Source organism: Pseudomonas sp. CMR5c (assembly GCF_003850545.1).
Taxonomy (GTDB): Bacteria; Pseudomonadota; Gammaproteobacteria; order Pseudomonadales; family Pseudomonadaceae; genus Aquipseudomonas; species Aquipseudomonas piscis.
The window spans coordinates 6743617-6761554 of sequence record NZ_CP027705.1 but is presented as its reverse complement, the minus strand read 5'-3'; the positions used below and the strand labels follow the sequence as shown (position 1 = coordinate 6761554).

At 65.4% G+C, this 17938-nt stretch carries 18 protein-coding genes; 9 read left to right on the top strand and 9 right to left on the bottom strand.

Annotated features, from left to right (window positions below; all coding sequences use genetic code 11):
* Position 1: 1 nt before the first annotated feature.
* A complete protein-coding gene (locus tag C4K40_RS31295; protein WP_053137744.1) occupies positions 2-625 on the bottom strand; it encodes a CDP-alcohol phosphatidyltransferase family protein in 624 nt (207 codons plus the stop codon).
* A gap of 246 nt (positions 626-871) precedes the next feature.
* On the opposite strand from C4K40_RS31295, the gene hflK (C4K40_RS31290) reads away from it, so the two are divergent.
* From hflK (C4K40_RS31290) to cfaB, 8 genes are all read left to right on the top strand, one after another.
* A complete protein-coding gene (gene hflK, locus C4K40_RS31290) occupies positions 872-2812 on the top strand; it encodes a protease modulator HflK (protein ID WP_053137741.1) in 1941 nt (646 codons plus the stop codon).
* The gene (gene hflC, locus C4K40_RS31285) at positions 2809-3858 is read left to right on the top strand and encodes a protease modulator HflC (RefSeq protein ID WP_053137738.1); all 1050 of its coding nucleotides are present in this window, start codon (positions 2809-2811) and stop codon (positions 3856-3858) included. Before hflK (C4K40_RS31290) ends, hflC begins: the two co-directional genes overlap by 4 nt.
* Positions 3855-4913, top strand: coding sequence for a protease modulator HflK (hflK, locus tag C4K40_RS31280; RefSeq protein ID WP_053137735.1), 1059 nt, complete (start codon positions 3855-3857; stop codon positions 4911-4913). Before hflC ends, hflK (C4K40_RS31280) begins: the two co-directional genes overlap by 4 nt.
* Entirely contained in the window at positions 4910-6811 is a 1902-nt protein-coding gene (locus tag C4K40_RS31275) for a heavy metal translocating P-type ATPase (RefSeq protein ID WP_124421377.1), read from the top strand. The genes hflK (C4K40_RS31280) and C4K40_RS31275 overlap by 4 nt, the downstream gene beginning before the upstream one ends.
* 124 nt (positions 6812-6935) lie before the next feature.
* Positions 6936-7187, top strand: a complete 252-nt coding sequence (locus tag C4K40_RS31270; protein WP_022641965.1) for a membrane protein — start codon at positions 6936-6938, stop codon at positions 7185-7187.
* 62 nt (positions 7188-7249) lie between these two features.
* Entirely contained in the window at positions 7250-8095 is an 846-nt protein-coding gene (locus C4K40_RS31265; protein WP_022641964.1) for a DUF692 domain-containing protein, read from the top strand.
* Entirely contained in the window at positions 8086-8868 is a 783-nt protein-coding gene (locus C4K40_RS31260) for a DUF2063 domain-containing protein (RefSeq protein ID WP_053133444.1), read from the top strand. The genes C4K40_RS31265 and C4K40_RS31260 overlap by 10 nt, the downstream gene beginning before the upstream one ends.
* Before the next feature lie 90 nt (positions 8869-8958).
* Positions 8959-10146: a C17 cyclopropane fatty acid synthase CfaB gene (gene cfaB, locus C4K40_RS31255; protein ID WP_053133447.1), complete on the top strand. Its 1188-nt coding sequence runs from the start codon at positions 8959-8961 to the stop codon at positions 10144-10146.
* Positions 10147-10155: 9 nt separating this feature from the next.
* On the opposite strand, the gene cls is transcribed toward cfaB, so the two are convergent.
* Positions 10156-11595, bottom strand: coding sequence for a cardiolipin synthase (gene cls, locus C4K40_RS31250; protein ID WP_053133450.1), 1440 nt, complete (start codon positions 11593-11595; stop codon positions 10156-10158).
* A 142-nt stretch (positions 11596-11737) separates the two neighbouring features.
* Between cls and C4K40_RS31245 the strand changes: the two genes are divergently transcribed.
* A complete protein-coding gene (locus C4K40_RS31245) occupies positions 11738-12262 on the top strand; it encodes a DUF3617 domain-containing protein (RefSeq protein ID WP_022641960.1) in 525 nt (174 codons plus the stop codon).
* 16 nt (positions 12263-12278) lie between these two features.
* Here C4K40_RS31245 and C4K40_RS31240 read toward each other — a convergent pair whose 3' ends face one another.
* The 7 genes from C4K40_RS31240 to folE2 are packed head-to-tail and all read right to left on the bottom strand — an operon-like array spanning position 12279 to position 17929.
* The gene (locus C4K40_RS31240; protein WP_053133453.1) at positions 12279-13613 is read right to left on the bottom strand and encodes a dihydroorotase; all 1335 of its coding nucleotides are present in this window, start codon (positions 13611-13613) and stop codon (positions 12279-12281) included.
* 2 nt (positions 13614-13615) lie between these two features.
* Positions 13616-14176 (bottom strand): carbonate dehydratase, encoded by a 561-nt coding sequence (locus C4K40_RS31235; RefSeq protein ID WP_022641958.1) that lies wholly within the window; start codon positions 14174-14176, stop codon positions 13616-13618.
* Positions 14166-14609 carry a phosphoribosyl-AMP cyclohydrolase gene (gene hisI, locus C4K40_RS31230; protein ID WP_053133455.1) on the bottom strand — a complete coding sequence of 148 codons (444 nt, stop codon included), beginning with the start codon at positions 14607-14609 and terminating at the stop codon, positions 14166-14168. Before hisI ends, C4K40_RS31235 begins: the two co-directional genes overlap by 11 nt.
* On the bottom strand, positions 14606-15490 hold the full coding sequence (locus C4K40_RS31225; protein ID WP_053133458.1) for a metal ABC transporter substrate-binding protein: 885 nt from the start codon (positions 15488-15490) through the stop codon (positions 14606-14608). The genes hisI and C4K40_RS31225 overlap by 4 nt, the downstream gene beginning before the upstream one ends.
* Before the next feature lie 11 nt (positions 15491-15501).
* Complete coding sequence (locus C4K40_RS31220; RefSeq protein ID WP_053133461.1) at positions 15502-16368, bottom strand: metal ABC transporter permease; 867 nt, start codon at positions 16366-16368, stop codon at positions 15502-15504.
* Complete coding sequence (locus C4K40_RS31215; protein WP_053133464.1) at positions 16368-17036, bottom strand: metal ABC transporter ATP-binding protein; 669 nt, start codon at positions 17034-17036, stop codon at positions 16368-16370. Before C4K40_RS31215 ends, C4K40_RS31220 begins: the two co-directional genes overlap by 1 nt.
* On the bottom strand, positions 17036-17929 hold the full coding sequence (gene folE2, locus C4K40_RS31210) for a GTP cyclohydrolase FolE2 (protein WP_053133467.1): 894 nt from the start codon (positions 17927-17929) through the stop codon (positions 17036-17038). The genes C4K40_RS31215 and folE2 overlap by 1 nt, the downstream gene beginning before the upstream one ends.
* Positions 17930-17938 lie beyond the last annotated feature (9 nt).

Sequence of the window (17938 nt, the reverse complement as noted above, 5' to 3'; positions counted from 1 at the left end):
CTTATGCAGAGGGAGCGTTGTGCTGAACTTCTTTGAGGCCCTGGCGGACCCGGTTGATCAGGGTGTAGACCAGCAAGGCGGCGACCAGCGCCAGCGCGGCGTTTATCCACAGGGCGCCGAGCCAGCCCAGGGCGATGCCGGTGGCCAGCACGCCGAGGACGAAGGCCCGGTCGCTCTTGCCCATTGGGCCGTCATAGCGTCGGGAGGCGCCGACCATCGGCCCCAGTACCCCGGCGTACTCGCTGAACAACGCCAGCAGGGTCACCGCCAGCACCAGCGCCAGGTTGACTCCGGGCAGCAGGGCGAAGGGCAGGATCAGGGCACTGTCGGCCACTACGTCGCAGAGTTCGTTGAGGTAGGCGCCCAGGCGCGACTGCTGGCCGAATTCCCGGGCCAGCATGCCGTCGATGGCGTTGAGCGCCATGCGCAGGATCATCCACAAGGGGATCAGGGCGAAGAGCCAGGCGTGGTTGGCGAACAAGGCCACCAGCGCGCCCACCAGCAGGGAAACCACCGCGGCCAGCACGGTGACCTGGTTGGCCGTGGTGCCGTTGGCGTAGAGGCGTTGCACCAATGGCCGCAGCAGGTTCTGAAAGCGTGGTTTGAGCTGGTAGATCGAAAGCATGATGGGACGTTTCCTTGTCGCACGCGGGAAGCAGGGCTGGATTATTGCCGTAAATGCCGGGGGCCGACATCACAAGTTGTGGCATTTGAGCAAACAGCGATCTTTCGGTTCTACGACGCATGCATTGGATGAAAAGACATGGCGGGCGACAAAAATTTCACCAGAATCGTTATACAGTAACGAGTTGTATCCAAAAATTTCGGCGGTGGGTCCCTCCACAGGGCCGGAGCAGAGCGGCGGGGTGGTATGCAGGTCGATCTTGAGACGCAAAGGGTGGATGTGGCCGGCTTGCCACGCTTCCAGCGCGCGGCGTTCCACGCCGGGCGTTTGCAGCGTTGGGGCGGTGGCCTGCTGGGGCTGGCGGTGTTGGGATTGGTGGCGGCGCTGTTCGTCGATTTGTTCGCCGCGCTGACCCTTTGGCCGGTAGTGCTGGTGAACCTGTCCTGTGCCTTGCTGGTGGTGGTGGCGGGCCTGCAGTCGGCGTGCTGGGTGAGCCGCTGGCGGGAGGACGTGCTGGTGCCACCGACGCCGGTGGAGACGTCCGAGACGGCGCCTGCCGGGTTCTTCGCTTCCATCCTGGGCGCCCGTGCCCGGCGCCTGTTGCAGCAGATCGGCGCCCCGACCCTGTGGCTCGCTGGCTGGTCGCTGCTGGCCCTGTACTGCCTGGCGCAGGTCTTCAATCTGGCGCTGCCCGCCACGGCCCTGGGCCTGAGCGCCAGTGTCGTCGCCGTGCTGCTGTTGTTGCTGGCCTTCGCCTTGCTGGTGTTGGAACGCCAGCTGGCCCAGGAGCACCCGAGTGAATGGCCGGAGGCCGGAGCCGTGGCGCAGCTGCTGCGGGTGGCCATCCTGTGCTTGCTGGTGGGCGCCTTGTGCTTGTTGTTCGGCAGCGACAGCGCCCTGTGGCCGGTGCGCCTGGCGGTATTGATGGGCCTGTTGCCAGCATTGGTGGCTGGTGAGTTGCTGCTACGGGCGCTGTTGTCGTTGTTCAGTCCCCAGCGTGAGGCCCTTGAGCCACGGCTGTTGGCCCATAGCTTCGTCGCCGACTTGTTGCGCTGGCCGCCGCAACCGCTGCTCAGCCTGCAAAACGAACTGCACAACAGGTTCGGTATCGATTTGCGCCAGGTCTGGGCCTTTGCCTACATGCGTCGGGCGTTTCTGCCGGTACTGGCGCTGATCCTTGCGGTAGGTTGGTTATTGACCGGGGTTCATGAGATTTCGCTGCACAATCGCGGTATTTACGAGCGTTTCGGCAAGCCGGTAACGGTTTTCGGCCCAGGCCTGCACCTGGGTTTGCCCTGGCCCCTGGGGCGGGTGCTGACGGTGGAAAACGGCGTGGTCCATGAGTTGGCCACCAGCGTGGGCGAAACCCCGCAACCGATCGAGCCGGCAGCGGCGGAAGGGCCGGCACCGGCGATTGCCAATCGTTTGTGGGACGCCAGCCACGTGAATGACAAATCCCAGGTGATCGCCAGTGGCGATGACCACCAGCAGAGCTTCCAGATCGTCAACATGGACGTGCGCTTCGTTTACCGCATCGGCCTGGATGACGCAGCAGCGCTGGCAGCGACCTACAACAGCAACGATGTGCCGTCGCTGATCCGCAGTACCGCCAGCCGGGTACTGGTGCACGATTTCGCCTCGCGCACCCTCGATGGCCTGCTGGGCGAAGACCGCACGCGCCTGGCCGAGGATATCGGCCACGCGGTGCAGGCCGATCTGTCCAGGCTCGACAGTGGCGTGGAGATTCTCGCCACCGTGGTCGAGGCCATTCACCCACCGGCTGGTGCAGCCAATGCCTACCACGGTGTACAGGCCGCGCAGATTGGCGCCCAGGCGCTGATTTCCCGGGAGCGTGGAGCCGCGGCTGAACAAACCAACCAGGCGCAATTGCAAGCCAGCGAAGTCAACGATAAGGCGCGGGCCACGGCGCGTGAGATCCAGGCCGAGGCCCAGACGGCCGACCTGCGGTTCGCCGCCGAGCAGAAGGCCTACGCCGGTGCGGGCCAGGCCTTCATCCTGGAACAGTACTTCGGCCAACTGATCCAGGGCCTGGGCAAGGCCCAGTTGTTGATCCTCGATCACCGTCTGGGTGGCGACAGTGCGCCAACCCTCGACTTGCGTACCTTCACCTTGCCCGCCGACCCGCTGGCGCCGCGTAAAGCCGCCCAGCCAGGAGCCGCCCATTGAGCCAGTCTTCCCACACCCATTCCCACTCCGAGCACGCCGGCCACGACCATGGGCACGGCCATCACCACCATCATGGGCATCACCACCATCACCATGGCGCGCCAGCGCAGGAAGGGCCCTTTCCCTGGCGGCGCATGGGCTGGGCGGCATCGCTGGTGGCGTTCGCCCTGGCGGCCGCGAGCCTGGTGCAGGTGCGTTCCGGCGAAGCCACGGTGATCACCCGTTTCGGCAACCCGGCCCGGGTCCTGCTGGAGCCGGGGCTGAACTGGCGCTGGCCGGCGCCCTTCGAAGCGGCGATCCCGGTGGACCTGCGCCTGCGTACCACCTCCAGCGGCTTGCAGGACGTAGGTACCCGTGATGGCCTGCGGATCATCGTCCAGGCCTATGTGGCCTGGCGGGTACAGGGCGACCCGGATAATGTGCAACGCTTCATGCGGGCGGTGCAGAACCAGCCGGACGAAGCGGCGCGGCAGATTCGCACCTTCGTTGGTTCGGCCCTGGAAACCACCGCCAGCAGCTTCGATCTGGCCGATCTGGTGAACACCGATGCCGGCAAGGTCCGCATTGGCGATTTCGAAAGCCGGCTGCGCCAGCAGATCGACCAGCAATTGCTGTCCACCTACGGCGTGCGAGTGGTGCAGGTGGGTATCGAGCGCTTGACCCTGCCGTCGGTGACCCTCACCGCTACGGTGGATCGCATGCGCGCCGAGCGTGAAACCATCGCCACCGAACGCACTGCCGTGGGCAAGCGCGAAGCGGCGCAGATCCGTTCCGCTGCCGAGCGCGATGCACGCATAGTGCAAGCCGACGCCACGGTGAAGGCGGCTGATATAGAAGCGCAATCCAGGGTCGAAGCGGCGCAGATCTACGGCCGTGCCTACGCCAGTTCGCCACAGCTGTATAACCTGCTGCGCTCCCTGGACACCTTGGGCACGGTGGTCAATCCGAGCACTCGCCTGATCCTGCGTACCGATGCCGCGCCGTTCCGGGTGTTGGTGGATGGGCCGCCGAGTTTGCCGAACAAAGCGTCTGGAACGCAGCCATGAACAGCGTTCCACGTGGAACAAATCAATTGGATAGCCCATGGATCCAGGCAGGGCGCCTGGCATTCATCGGCCTGTATGTGGTGACCATCCTCGCTGCATTGGCTTGGGCCTTGTCCAACGTTCGTCAGATCGATCCGCAAGACCGCGCCCTGGTCATGCATTTCGGTGCCCTGGCCCGGGTGCAGAATGCCGGGCTGCTGCTGGCCTGGCCCCGGCCTTTCGAGCAGGTGGTGTTGTTGCCGGCCGCCGACCGGGTACTGGAGCGGCGCATCGAGGGACTGTTGCGCTCCCAAGCCGCAGTGCAAGGAGACCGGGTGGCGACCCTGGCCACGCCGTTGAACGATACCCTGGCCGGTTCGGGCTACCTGCTAACCGGCGACGCCGGCGTGGTGCAGTTGGACGTCCGGGTGTTCTACAAGGTCAGCGATCCTTATGCCTATGTCTTGCAAGGCGAGCATGTGCTGCCGGCCCTGGACCGCCTGGCGACCCGCAGCGCCGTTAGCCTGGCTGCGGCCCGCGACCTGGACACCATCCTGGTGGCACGTCCGGAGTTGCTCGGCAGCGATCACCAGGCCGCCGAACGCCGTGAGCGGCTGCGTGGCGATCTGCTCCAGGGGATCAACCAGCGCTTGGCCGAGCTGGCCGCCACTGGCCAGGGCATAGGTATCGAAGCGACCCGGGTCGACGTGCAGTCGAGCCTGCCCGAGCCTGCGGTCAACGCTTTCAATGCCGTGCTGACGGCCAGCCAGCAGGCCGACAAGGCCGTGGCCAACGCGCGTACCGAAGCGGAAAAACTCACCCAGGGCGCCAACCAGCAAGCCGACCGCAGCCTGCAAGTGGCCCACGCCCAGGCGAGCGAGCGCCTGGCCCTGGCCCGGGCGCAGACCGCCACGGTCCAAAGCCTGGCCCAGGAGCAACGCAATGGCAGCGACCCGCAGATGCTGCTGCGCATCTATCGTGAGCGCCTGCCGCAGATTCTGCGCCAGTCGGGCTCGGTGACGACGGTCGACCCCAAAGACGATTCCCGCTTGATCATCCAGGGAGCTGAACGATGACCGCTTCTACCCATGCGGCGCCTGCCAGCATGTTGACCAGCGCTGAACAGCGCAGCGCCGCCCGTCAACTGACCCTGGCCATGCTCGCCCTCGGCTTGCTGGGCCTGGGCCTGGCATGGCGCTGGCTGGCGCCCGAGCAAGTCGGTGTCAGCCAGTTGTTGCTGGGCGTTGCTTCCTTGCTGGTGGCCGTACCTGTATTGCGTTCGGCCTGGTTCAGCCTGCGCTATCCGAGCCTGCACGGCATCACCGACCAACTGATCGCCCTGGCCATGCTCGGCGCCTGGGCCACGGGAGACCTGCTGACCGCCGCCTTGCTGCCGATCATCATGATCTTCGGCCATGTGCTGGAAGAGCGCAGCGTGATCGGTTCCCAGGAAGCCATCGATGCCCTGGGCCGCCTGACCCGCAGCCAGGCGCGGCAGGTACAGGCCGATGGCAGCGTGCAGGAAGTGGATAACGCCAGCCTCAGGACCGGCGACCTGGTGGAAGTGCGCGCCGGGGACCGGGTGCCTGCCGACGGCGTGGTGGTATCGGGCCAGGCGAGCCTGGACACCGCGCCTATCACCGGCGAATCGGTGCCACTGGAAGCGAGCGTGGGCATGCAGGTATTCGGGGGCGCGATCAACCTCGATGGCCTGCTGCGCCTGGAAGTGACTCGCACTGGCGAGGAGTCGACCCTGGGCAAGGTGATCGCCCTGATGCAGAACGCCGAACGCGCCAAGCCACCCATTACCCGCCTGCTGGAACGCTATGCCGGCAGCTATCTGGTGCTGGTGCTGCTGCTGGCGGCGGTGACCTGGTTCATTACCAACGATGCCCAGGCCATGCTCGCCGTACTGGTGGCGGCTTGCCCTTGTGCGTTGGTGCTTTCGGCGCCGGCCACCGCCATCGCCGGGATCGCCGTGGCGGCGCGGCACGGCATCCTGATTCGCAGCTCGGCGTTTCTCGAAGAGCTGGCGGATCTGACGTCCCTGGTGGTGGACAAGACCGGCACCCTGACCTTCGGCACCCTGCGCTTGCAAGCGGTGGACACCCCCCTGGAGGACCGTCGGGCACTGCTCAGCCTTGCCGCCAGCCTCGGCGCGGCCAGCAGTCACCCGGTCAGCCGGGCGCTGGCAGCACTGGTGCCGCCAGAGCAGCAGTGGGCCCTTGGGGATATTCATGAGCGCCAGGGCCTGGGGGTGGTCGCGCGCACCGACGAAGGCCAGGCGGCCCTGGGCCGGCCCGAACTGTTCATCCAGTTGGGGATCGACACCAGTCCGGTGCCGACCCATGACGGGCCGATCGCCGGGTTGGCGCTCAATGGTGAGTTCCTCGGTTGGCTGTTGTTGGCCGACAGCGTCAAGCCCGAAGCGGCCCAGGCCCTGCAAGAACTGCGGGAGTTGGGGTTGGGCCGCCAGTTGTTGCTCACCGGCGACCGGCAAAGCGTGGCGGACAGCCTGGCGCGGGAGGTGGGCATCAGCGATGTCGAGGCCCAGGCTCTGCCCCAGGGCAAGCTCGAGCGTGTGCTGGGAGAGATCGACAAGGGCTTCCGACCCATGGTGGTCGGCGACGGTATCAACGATTCCCTGGCTCTCAAGGCTGGGGTCGTGGGGGTGGCCATGGGGGCGGGCGGTGCCGATATCGCCCTGGCCTCGGCCGACGTGGTGCTGATCGGCAGCGACTTGCGACGCCTGGGCACCTGCGTGCGCTTGAGCCGTGAATGCCGGCGTACCTTGCAGGCCAATGTGGTCATCGGCCTGGGCTGGACCCTGGCCATCGTCGCCTTCGCCGCATTCGGCTGGCTGGGAGCCGCGGGGGCGATGATCGCCGCCGTGCTGCACAACCTCAGCACCTTGCTGGTGCTGGGCAATGCCGGGCGCTTGCTGCGTTTCCAGGAGCCCCTGGCCAAGTCCTGACCAGGCGGCATTTATTTTTATCCCGGCTGTAACGCCGGGAGCCTTCCTTTCTCTAGTGACATGACGGGGCTGCCCAGGCCGCCCCGGCACCACCCTTGCGATCGACTACTAGAGGAAACCCAAGATGAACATGAAGAAAACCGCTGCCGGCGCCGCCCTGGCTTTCGCTGCTGCTGGCTTGTTCGCCGGCGTCGCCACCCAGGCGATGGCTGCCGATGCCCAGGTGCACTGCTACGGTGTCAACGGTTGCAAAGGCCAGAACGACTGCAAGACCAAGGACCATGCCTGCAAGGGCATGGGCGCCTGCAAGGGCCAGGGCTTCAAGATCATGACCCAGGCGGCCTGTGACAAGGCCGGCGGCAAGGTCGGCGAGTAAACGGCGATCGAGTGCTGCCGCGGTGGGGACGCCCGCTGCGGCCACTCGGCGAGGAGTTGGCGATGTCCGATGTTCCTTCTTGCCTGGGTTATGGCCTGGGCCTGCGCAGTGCCTATTACCAGCAGATCCTCGATGAGCACCCAGCGGTGGACTGGTTCGAGGTGGTGTCCGAGAACTTCATGGTCCAGGGCGGCAAGGCCCTGTATTACCTGGATGCCATCGCCGAGCGCTACCCCATCGTGATGCACGGGGTGTCGTTGTCCATCGGCGGCCCCCACTCCCTGGACCACGATTACCTGGCGCAGCTCAAGACGCTGGCCGGGCGAGTACGTCCGGCCTGGATTTCCGACCATCTGTGCTGGAGCCGGGGCAATGCCCATCACCTGCACGACCTGTTGCCGTTGCCCTATACCGAGGAAAGCCTGCACTACGTGGCCGGCCGGGTGCGTGAGGTGCAGGAGGTGCTGGAGCGGCCGTTGGTGCTGGAGAACGTCTCCAGTTATGTGCGGGCCGCGAACGACGAATTCAGCGAGTGGCAATTCCTCTCGGCCTTGAGCCAGCTCAGTGGCTGCGAGCTGCTGCTGGACGTGAACAATGTCTATGTCAGCTCGCGCAACCATGGTTTCGATCCCTGGCAGTTCATCAAGGGGCTGCCGCCCAAGCGAATACGCCAACTGCACCTGGCCGGCCACCAGGACCATGGTGACTACGTGATCGATACCCACGACCAGCCAGTGTGCGATCCGGTCTGGGCGCTGTACCAGCGCACCCTCGAACACCTGGGGCCGGTGGCGACATTGTTGGAGCGTGACGATCAGTTGCCGCCACTTGAGCAGTTGCTCGCCGAACTGGGCAAGGCCCGGGAGTTGGGGCAGCAAGCCCTGGCCGGGAGGCAGCGATGCGCCTGAACGATTGGCAGCGGGCTTTCGAGCGCTATCTGCTGGGCGGGCAGCCAGTGGCCGAGCCAGGGTTGCAGCACAGCCTGGTGGGCGGGCCGAGCCTGGATGTCGCCAGCGGCCTGGCGATCTACCACCACGCCTATCGGGCCCGACTGCAGGAGGTAATGGATAGCGACTTCCCCAGCATCCGCCACTGGCTCGGCGACCAGCAGTTCAGCGCCCTGGTCGCTGCCTACCTGGAGCGCTCGCCGTCCCGGCATTTCAGCCTGCGCTGGCTGGGGCAGGGGTTCGCCGATTTTCTCCAGGAGCATCTGCCGGCCGAGCAGGACCTGCCCCTGGCCGAGCTGGCGCGCCTGGAATGGGCCTTCACCCTGGCGTTCGATGCCCCTGAGGCGGCGGTGCTGGATATAGCGGCCATGGCGGCCCTGGCGCCGGGGCAATGGCCCGGTTTGCAATTGCGCCTGGCGCCATGCGTGCAGTGGCTGGCACTGCGCTACAACAGCCTGGCGCAGTGGCGGGCGGTCAAGGACCGGGCGGATTTCCCCCTGCCTGCTTTACTTGAACAAGAGCAGGTCTGCCTGGTGTGGCGTGCGCAGCGGATTTGCCGGTATCGCAGCCTGGCAACTGACGAGGCCCGGGCACTGCGGGGCATGAGCGCAGGGCAGTGGAGTTTCGCGGAACTCTGTGCCGAGCTGGCCGTCACTTATGAAGAGGGAGCCCCATTGCAGGCGGCGTCCTGGCTGAAACAGTGGGTCGAGGATGGCTTGGTGCAGCACAGCTGATCATAGAAAACCGCTATCAGATCGATAGCCTGCTAATTTTCAGGGATGGTCTACCCTCATTCCAGACGTCTGAACAAGGGGGGATTTTCCATGCTCGCGCAACTTCCACCGGCCTTACAGAATCTGCAATTGCCCTTGCGGCTGCGACTTTGGGACGGCCATGAGTTCAATCTCGGGCCCGAGCCCAACGTCACCATCGTGGTCAAGGACCCACAGCTGGTCGCGCAGCTCACCCACCCAAGCCTGGATGCGCTGGGGGGCGCGTTCGTCGAGGGCAAGCTGGAGCTCGAGGGCTCCATCAGCGAAGTCATCCGGGTCTGCGACGAGCTGAGCCAGGCCCTGCTGGATGACGACGAAGGCGACCAGCCCGTGCGTTCGCTGCACGACAAGGCCACCGATGCCGCCGCCATTTCCTACCATTACGACCTGTCCAATGCCTTCTACCAGCTCTGGCTGGATAGCGACATGGCGTATTCCTGTGCCTACTTCGAGACCGGCAGCGAGACCCTGGAGCAAGCCCAGCAGGCCAAGTTCCGCCACCTGTGCCGCAAGCTGCGGCTGCAACCGGGCGACTACCTGCTGGACGTCGGCTGTGGCTGGGGCGGGCTGGCCCGCTATGCCGCCCGCGAGTTCGGCGCCAAGGTCTTCGGCATCACCCTGAGCAAGGAGCAACTGGCCCTGGGCCGTGAGCGGGTCAAGGCCGAGGGCCTGGAAGACCTGGTGGAACTGCAATTGCTGGACTACCGCGACCTGCCCCAGGATGGCCGCTTCGACAAGGTGGTCAGCGTCGGCATGTTCGAGCACGTGGGCCACGCCAACCTGCCGGAATACTGCCGGACCCTGTTCGGCGCCGTGCGTGAAGGCGGCCTGGTGATGAACCACGGAATCACCGCCAAGCACACCGACGGCCGCCCCGTTGGCCGGGGAGCAGGGGACTTCATCGAGCGTTATGTCTTCCCCAACGGCGAGCTGCCGCACCTGTCGATGATCTCCGCACAGATCAGCGAGGCCGGGTTGGAAATCGTCGATGTGGAAAGCCTGCGCATGCATTACGCGCGCACCCTGGATCACTGGAGCGAGCGCCTGGAGGACAACCTGGAAGCCGCGGCCAAGCAAGTGCCGGAGCAGGCGCTGCGGATCTGGCGGGTGTACCTGGCAGGTTGCGCCTACGCCTTCGCCAAGGGCTGGATCAACCTGCACCAGATTCTTGCGGTCAAAGCCCACGCCGATGGTAGCCATGAACTGCCATGGACCCGCGACGACCTCTACAACCCATAAGGGCCGTCTTCACAGGATCGGAGAAATCAGCCGCGCGACCCGCATGCCCAGTTGTTGCAGGCGGTGGGTCTGGCGGCTTTCTTCCTTGGCCACTTCCCGCGCCCTGGCGAAGTCGGCTTCCAGCATGTCCTGCACCTGAGTGGCGAAGCCTTCGTCCACGGTCAGCAGCATCACTTCGAAATTCAGCCGGAACGAACGGTTATCCAGGTTGGCGCTGCCGATGGCGCTGATCTCGTTGTCGATCAACACCACTTTCTGGTGCAGGAAGCCGGGCTGGTAGCGGAACACCCGCACTCCGGCGCGCACCGCCTCGAAGGCGTACAGGCTGGAAGCAGCATAGACGATGCGATGATCCGGGCGTGCCGGCAGCAGGATGCGCACATCCACATCGCGCAATACCGCCAGGCGTAGGGCGGCGAACACCGCTTCATCGGGAATGAAATACGGACTGGTGATCCACACCCGTTCGGTGGCGGCGTGGATCGCCTCGACGAAGAACAGCGAGCAGGTTTCGTAGGCGTCGGCCGGGCCACTGGCCAGCAGCTGGCAGAGCACGCCGCCATCGGGGTAGGTGTCCGGCAGGATCAGCGGCGGCAGCTCGCGGGTGGCCCAGAACCAGTCTTCGGCGAATGACTCCTGCAGGCAGGCCACCACCGGGCCGCCGACCTGCACATGGGTATCGCGCCAGGGCGCCAGGGGCGGCTTCAGGCCCAGGTATTCATCGCCCACGTTATGCCCACCGACGAAACCCAGCATGCCGTCCACCACCACGATCTTGCGATGGTTGCGGAAGTTGACCTGGAAGCGGTTGAGCCAGCCGCTGCGGGTGGCGAAGGCGTGTACCTGGACTCCAGCGTCGCGCAGGGTCTGCACATAGCTGGCCGGTAGCGAGTGACTGCCGATGCGGTCGAACAGCAGGTGGATTGTCACGCCTTCCCGGGCCTTCTCCAGCAACAGGCGCTGCAGGCGCCGGCCCAGTTCGTCGTCGTGGATGATGAAGAACTGGATCAGCACCGCCTTGTGGGCGCGGCGGATGGCATTGAAGATCGCCTCGAAGGTGGCATCGCCGTTGACCAGCAGCCGCACCTGGTTATTGGCCAGGCAGGGCATGCGCCCCAGCTTGGGCATGGCCCGCAGTGCGGCGTAGGCCTTGGACGCGCGGGCGGTGAGGGCTTCTTCGACCCAGGGACGCCAGTTCAGGTCGTTGATGGCCTTGTGCATTTCCACGTTGGCCTGGCGCCGGGCCTGGATGTAGGCATCGAAAGTACTGCGGCCGAATACCAGGTAGGGAATCAGCGTCAGGTAGGGCATGAACAGCAGCGACAGGGCCCAGGCGATGGCGCCTTGGGCGGTGCGGACCGTGAGCACTGCATGGATTGCGGCGATCAGCCCGAGAAAATGCAGCAGTGCGATGAGATAACCGAAAGGGTGTGGGCCAAAATAATCCATGGGGCAGCCATGCTCCTGAAGATTCGATGCCGGGGTATCCGTTAACAGACCACGATCCTGGGCGAATGTCGCTATTTTCTTGCCCATGCAACGCCGGGCCCTGGCCGAAGTCTAACGGCCACTATTGTCTAGGAGTCATTCGATGAAACTTCGTTTACTGGGTTGGGCCTTGGCTGCGGGGTTGGCGCTGCCGGTGGTGGCGCAGGCGCAGGTGTTGCAGCCGGGCTTGTGGGAGCTGACCAGCAGCAACATGAAGATCGATGACCAGAACCTGCCGGACCTGTCGCTGATCCTCGGCCAGCTGCAGCAACAGATGACCCCGCAGCAGCGGGCCATGCTGGAAAAGCAGGGCGTGACCATGGGCGGCAAGGGTATTCGCGTTTGCCTGACCCCGGAGCAGGTGAAGTCCGACACCATCCCGCTGCAGGACCCGCAATCGGGTTGCCAGCAGCAAGTCACCGAGCGCAACGGCAACCAGTGGAAGTTTCGCTTCAGCTGTCCCAAGGCCCAGGGCAGTGGCGTAGCGAAGTTCATCAGCGACCGTGAATTCACCACCAACGTGATCGGCACCTTCAACGCCACCGGCATGCAGCAGAAAGGCAGCATGGATACCCGTGCAGTGTGGCTCGGCCAGGATTGCGGCACGGTCAAGCCGCGCGCTTCCTGAGCCCAGGGCAGGGCGGCTAGCGGGTGAAGCGCAGGGGCAAGCCCTGGCAATCCTCGTTCAAGCGGCCCTGGTGCCAGGCCAGCTGCCCGGAGACCAGGGTGGTGCTCACGCTATGCCGCCAGTGCTGGCCACTGAAGGGCGTCCAGCCGCAGCGGGCCAGGATCGGTTGCTCGTCCACCGCCTGGCCTGACGGTTCCGGGCGAACCAGCACCAGGTCGGCCCAGTAGCCTTCTCGCAAGTAGCCACGGTCGGGAATGGCGAACAGGTCGGCCACCCGGTGGCTGGTCTTTTCCACCAGGGTGGTCAGCGGCAGCACGCCGTCGGCCACCAGTTCCAGCAGCGCCGGCAGCGCGTGTTGCACCAGCGGCAGCCCGGCAGGGGCCCGGGTGTAGGGCAGTTGCTTCTGCGCCCAGGTGTGGGGCGCATGGTCGGTGCCGATGACATCCAGGCGCTGGCTGTTCAGGGCCTGGCGCAGTGCGTCGCGGTCAGCCTGGGACTTGATCGCCGGGTTGCATTTGATCAGGTGCCCCAGGCGTGAGTAATCCCGGTCATCGAACAATAAGTGATGCACGCAGACTTCGGCGGTGATGCGCTTTTGTGCCAGGGGCCGGTCCTCGAACAGCGCCAGTTCCCGGGCGCTGGTCAGGTGCAGCACATGCAGGCGGGTGCCGTGGCGCCTGGCCAGGGCCACGGCCATGGATGAGGAGCGATAGCAGGCGTCGGCGTCGCGGATGCGTGGATGGGCGGCGGCGGGAATCTGTTCACCATACAACTGCTGCCAGCGTTGCTGGCGGACCTGGATGCTCGGCGTGTGTTCGCAGTGGGCCAGGAGAATGGTCGGCACCTGGCGAAACAAGCGATCCAGCACCTGGGGGTCGTCCACCAGCATGTTGCCGGTGGAAGCGCCCATGAACACCTTGACCCCGGCTACGGTAGTGGGATCGAGGGCGGCGATGATGTCGAGGTTGTCGTTGCTGACCCCGAAGTGAAAACCGTAGTTGGCCACCGAGTGTTTGGCCGCGCGGCGTTGCTTGTCTTCCAGCGCCTCGAGGGTCAGGGTCGCGGGCGAGGTGTTGGGCATGTCCATGAAGCTGGTGATGCCGCCGGCCACCGCCGCCCGTGACTCGCTGTGCAAGCTGCCCTTGTCCGGCGCGCCGGGTTCGCGAAAGTGCACCTGGTCATCGATCATGCCCGGCAGCAGCCACTGGCCCTGGGCGTCGATCTCCAGCTCGGCGCTCAGGTGGTCGAGGCTGCCGATGGTTTCGATGCGACCGTTGTGTACCAGCAGGTCGGCCTCGAACTGTCGGCCCTCGTTCACCAGGCGGGCGTTGCGGATGAGGATTCGGCCCATGTTCAAAACTCGTTCTGCAGGGCCTTGTAGCCACGCACCAGGTCGACGTTGGTACGCGCCACGTCCTCGGAAAACTCCGAGGCGCTGACGCTCACCGGAGGAAACTGCCCGAGGTCGGTCTTGGGCCCGATACGGGTGGTGGAGGGTACGTAGAAACCCTGGGGCAGGTCGCGTCCGTCCACCACCGAGTTGTGGCGCACTACGCTGCCGTCGCCGACCACGCAGTTGAACAGCACGCTGTTGAAACCGATGAACACCCGATCACCGACCACGCACGGACCGTGGACGATGGAGCGGTGGGCGATGGAGCTGTACTGGCCGATGGTCACCGCCGCGCCGGATTTGGAATGGATCACCACGCCGTCCTGGATGTTCGAATTGGCGCCGATGGTGATGGCTTCCATCTGGCCGTCGGCATCCACCTCGTCGGCGCGGATCACGGCATAGGGGCCGACGAAGACGTTCTCGCCGATCACCACCTTGCCGCAGATGATGGCGGTCTTGTCCACGTAGGCGGATTCGGCGATCACCGGCAGGTCGCCGGATGGGTTCTTACGGATCATGGCGCGGGTCCTTCAAGGGAGAACTGATGACTTCCACCGCGCCATCGCGAATGGCGTTGTAGAAACAGTTGGGGCGCCCGGTGTGGCAGGCCGGTCCGCTCTGTTGCACCCGCAACAGCACGGCATCGCCGTCGCAATCCAGGCGAGCCTCCACCAGGCGCTGGCGATGCCCGGAACTCTCGCCCTTGCGCCACAGGCAGCGGCGTGAACGCGACCAGTAGCAGACCTGGCCGCTGGCCAGGGTCTCGGCCAGGGCTTGACGATTCATCCAGGCCAGCATCAGCACGGCGCCGCTGTCGTGGCATTGGGCGATGGCGGCGATCAGGCCGTCGGCGTTCCAGGGCAGGGCATCGAGCACCTCGGCCAATGGCCAGCGGCTGCCCCGGGGTGCAGCTTCCAGGTCCAGCAGCGATAGCGGTGGAGTCGGGTTCATGGCTGGCTCAGGGCCTGGTACAGGGTGTCGAGATTGGCCTGGAACAGGCCGGTGAAGGTGCTCGCCGGGCCACTGGCGGCCAGCGCATCGGAATACAAGGTGCCGCCGATGCGCGCGCCGCTTTCTGCGGCGATCTGCTTGAGCAGGCGCGCGTCCTTGATGTTCTCCATGAACACCGCCTTGACCTTGGCTGCGCGGATCTGGGTGATCAGCGCGGCGACTTCCGCCGCCGAGGGCTCACGCTCGGTGGACAGGCCCTGGGGTGCGAGGAACTCGATACCGTAGGCCTGGCCCAGGTAACCGAAGGCATCGTGGGAGGTGACGATCCGCCGATTGCCCGGCGGCAGGGCGCCGAGCTTGGCCTTGGCTTCGGCCAGCAGCTGGTAGATGCGCTTGAGGTAGGCCTGGCTGTTGCGTTCGTAGTCGCTGCGATGGGCCGGGTCGGCGGCGATCAGCGCCTTGGTGATGTTGTTAACATAAAGTTCGCTGTTGGCCAGGTTGTGCCAGGCGTGAGGGTCGGGGATTTTCTCGCCGTCTTCTTCCAGGCTGCGCGGGATCACGCCACGGCTGGCGGTAATCACGGTGGCCGGGGTAGCGGTACTGGCGACCAGGCGGTCGAGCCAGGGTTCGAAGCCCAGGCCGTTCTTGATGATGAGCCGAGCACCGAGCAGCGCCTTGGCATCGTCCGGCGTGGGTTCATAGGTGTGGGCGTCTTCGTCGGCACCCACCAGGTTGCTGATCCGTACGTGCTCGCCACCGACCTCGCGGGTCATGTCGGCGAGAATGCTGAAACTGGTGACCACGGCAATTTTGTCCGCCGCCTGGGCACTGGATAAGCACAGGGACAGCAGCAGGCTGGACAGCACGAGTAGGGCGCGCATCGGCAAGAACCTCACAGGGATGAAGGCAGGGGCGGGCGGTGCAGCAGGCCGTGGACCGGACCGAACACCACCGACAGCAAGTACAAGCCGCCGGCTATCAGCACGATGGCCGGGCCGCTGGGCAGCGAGTAGTGGAACGACAGCAACAGGCCGAGCCACACCGACAGGCAGCCCAGGGCTGCGCTGATACCGACCAGTGCTGGCAGGCGCCGGCTCCAGAAACGCGCAGCGGCGGCTGGCAGCATCATCAGGCCCGCCACCATCAAGGCCCCGATGGCCTGGAAGCCGATCACCAGGTTGAGCACCACCAGGGTCAGGAACAGTCCATGGGCCAGGGGGCCGAGTCGGCTGACGCTGCGCAGGAACAGCGGATCGAGGGTATCCAGCAGCAGTGGCCTGTAGATCAGGGCCATGGCCAGCAGGCTGACGACCGAGACGATCAACATGCCGTCCAGGGTCGGCCCATCCACTGCCAGGGCTGAGCCGAACAACAGGTGCAGCAGATCCAGGCGCTTTCCGGCCAGCCCCAGAATCAACACGCCGGCGGCCAGGGAGATCGGGTAGATGGCCGCAATGCTGGCGTCTTCCCGTAGCCCGGTGCGCCGGGTGATCCAGGCCGCCAACCCGGCCATGCCCAGTCCCGCGCCAAGCCCCCCGAGGGTCAGTGCCGACAGGCTCAGGCCAGAGAACCAGAAGCCCAGGGCCGCCCCGGGGAGAATGCCGTGGGCCACCGCATCGCCGATCAGGCTCATGCGCCGCAAGATCAGGAACACACCCAGGGGAGCGGTGCTACAGGCCAGGAGCAGGCCGCCTAGCAAAGCTCGGCGCATGAACATGAACTCGTTGAAGGGGTGCCAGAGGTGGCTGATGAGGTGCATCAAGCCACCTGCCCGGGCGGGCTGTGGGTGATCAGCTCATGGCTGGGGGCGAACACACAGCCGCTGTGCTTGAGCAGCAGGGCCTGGGGAATATGCTGGCGCACCGCGGGCAGGTCATGGCAGACCACCACCAGGGTGCGGCCCTGGGCGTGCCAACGATGCAGGTGCTGCCAAAGCAGGGCCTGCCCGGACTCGTCGAGGGCGGCATGGGGTTCGTCCAGCAACAGCAAGGGCGCTTCGGTGAGGGTCAACCGGGCCAGCAGAGCGCGTTGCAGCTCTCCGCCGGACAGGGCCATCAACGGACGTTTCTCCAGGCCTTGCAGTTGCCAGTCGATGAGCACCTCTTCAAGTTTGTACGCCCGGCGCGCAGCGCTCTCGCGCTTGCCCCACAGGCCGGCGAGCACCAGTTCCGCCAGGCTGATGGGGAACTGCCGGTCCAGGTGCTGTTGCTGGGGCAGGAAAGCCAGGCCGCCACGGCCGGGCTCGCTGCGCTCCACCTTTCCCGAGAGCGGCTTTTGCAGGCCGGCGAAGACTTTCAGCAAGCTGCTTTTACCCGAGCCGTTGGCGCCAATGATCGCGCTCAGGCTGCCGCTCGCCAGATGCAGATCCAGCGGTGGAGTCAGGGGCTGGCCTGGCGGCCCCCAGCGCAAGGCGTGGCAGCGCAGCATCAGGCCTCCCAGTTCCAGCGGCTTTCCGCCACGGCGTCATGGGCGTGCAGGCTTTCTGCATGTACCACTCGCAGGACGAAGGCGTTGATTCCGGGAGAGCGGCGCAGGGCCAGGTTGAGGCGGCGAGCGGCGTCTTCGCAGAACATCAGGTTCTGTCCGTTGGCCAGGGCAAAGGCCTGCTCGTCGGCCCGTTTTACGGCGGTTTGCACGGCGGTGCCCAGGGCGTTCTCGGCGTCGTCGATCACCGCGATCAGCGGTAATTCGTCGACGAAGTTGTCCAGTTGCAGGCGCAGTTCAGCGTGGCTGCGCTGGCTGTGGGGCGTGGCGACGATGCCTTGGGACGACCCCAACCAGGCCAGGACTTCGGCATGTTGCAAGGTCTTGTTGGCGAAGTCGTCGACGAATTGCTGCTGGATAAGCTGCCGAGCAAGCGCTGCAGAGCAGGGGCACGTTGAGGAATAGGACACGTCGATTTTTAGTTCCACGTGGAACATCGCATTTTTCAAACGCGCTTCGATGCTCAGCGGATAGCGCTTCCAGCCAGCCAATGGGCTGACCAAGGCTGGACGCTTGAGCAGCAGGTCCAGGTGAAGGCGCAGGTAGGCGTGTTGCGCCAGGCCTTCATGGCTGTCGAGGAAGCGTTGCAGCACCCGACGCAGCAAGGCCGGATTCAGGTTCTGCTGCTCCAGCATCTCCAGGGCCAGGTACAGGCGAGACATGTGGATGCCCCGGGCCTCGCCATCGTCGAGGCTGACCCCGGCGTCGGCCAGGGCGGCGGTTCGCTGGCCATCTATCACTACAGGTAAGGCGATGCCACACATGCCGACCCAGTCCAGTGGCAAGGCTTGGCGTGAGGCCTGCGCGGCGATATCCGGCAGAGTCAGCGCGTTCATGAGCAGGTC

What these genes read in the sequence shown, in the direction of transcription:
- C4K40_RS31295 (WP_053137744.1), bottom strand. Translation starts at nt 625, where the DNA reads ATGCTTTCGATCTACCAGCTCAAACCACGCTTTCAGAACCTGCTGCGG.
- hflK (WP_053137741.1), top strand. Translation starts at nt 872, where the DNA reads ATGCAGGTCGATCTTGAGACGCAAAGGGTGGATGTGGCCGGCTTGCCA.
- hflK (WP_053137735.1), top strand. Translation starts at nt 3,855, where the DNA reads ATGAACAGCGTTCCACGTGGAACAAATCAATTGGATAGCCCATGGATC.
- C4K40_RS31275 (WP_124421377.1), top strand. Translation starts at nt 4,910, where the DNA reads ATGACCGCTTCTACCCATGCGGCGCCTGCCAGCATGTTGACCAGCGCT.
- C4K40_RS31270 (WP_022641965.1), top strand. Translation starts at nt 6,936, where the DNA reads ATGAACATGAAGAAAACCGCTGCCGGCGCCGCCCTGGCTTTCGCTGCT.
- C4K40_RS31265 (WP_022641964.1), top strand. Translation starts at nt 7,250, where the DNA reads ATGTCCGATGTTCCTTCTTGCCTGGGTTATGGCCTGGGCCTGCGCAGT.
- C4K40_RS31260 (WP_053133444.1), top strand. Translation starts at nt 8,086, where the DNA reads ATGCGCCTGAACGATTGGCAGCGGGCTTTCGAGCGCTATCTGCTGGGC.
- cfaB (WP_053133447.1), top strand. Translation starts at nt 8,959, where the DNA reads ATGCTCGCGCAACTTCCACCGGCCTTACAGAATCTGCAATTGCCCTTG.
- cls (WP_053133450.1), bottom strand. Translation starts at nt 11,595, where the DNA reads ATGGATTATTTTGGCCCACACCCTTTCGGTTATCTCATCGCACTGCTG.
- C4K40_RS31245 (WP_022641960.1), top strand. Translation starts at nt 11,738, where the DNA reads ATGAAACTTCGTTTACTGGGTTGGGCCTTGGCTGCGGGGTTGGCGCTG.
- C4K40_RS31240 (WP_053133453.1), bottom strand. Translation starts at nt 13,613, where the DNA reads ATGGGCCGAATCCTCATCCGCAACGCCCGCCTGGTGAACGAGGGCCGA.
- C4K40_RS31235 (WP_022641958.1), bottom strand. Translation starts at nt 14,176, where the DNA reads ATGATCCGTAAGAACCCATCCGGCGACCTGCCGGTGATCGCCGAATCC.
- hisI (WP_053133455.1), bottom strand. Translation starts at nt 14,609, where the DNA reads ATGAACCCGACTCCACCGCTATCGCTGCTGGACCTGGAAGCTGCACCC.
- C4K40_RS31225 (WP_053133458.1), bottom strand. Translation starts at nt 15,490, where the DNA reads ATGCGCGCCCTACTCGTGCTGTCCAGCCTGCTGCTGTCCCTGTGCTTA.
- C4K40_RS31220 (WP_053133461.1), bottom strand. Translation starts at nt 16,368, where the DNA reads ATGCACCTCATCAGCCACCTCTGGCACCCCTTCAACGAGTTCATGTTC.
- C4K40_RS31215 (WP_053133464.1), bottom strand. Translation starts at nt 17,036, where the DNA reads ATGCTGCGCTGCCACGCCTTGCGCTGGGGGCCGCCAGGCCAGCCCCTG.
- folE2 (WP_053133467.1), bottom strand. Translation starts at nt 17,929, where the DNA reads ATGAACGCGCTGACTCTGCCGGATATCGCCGCGCAGGCCTCACGCCAA.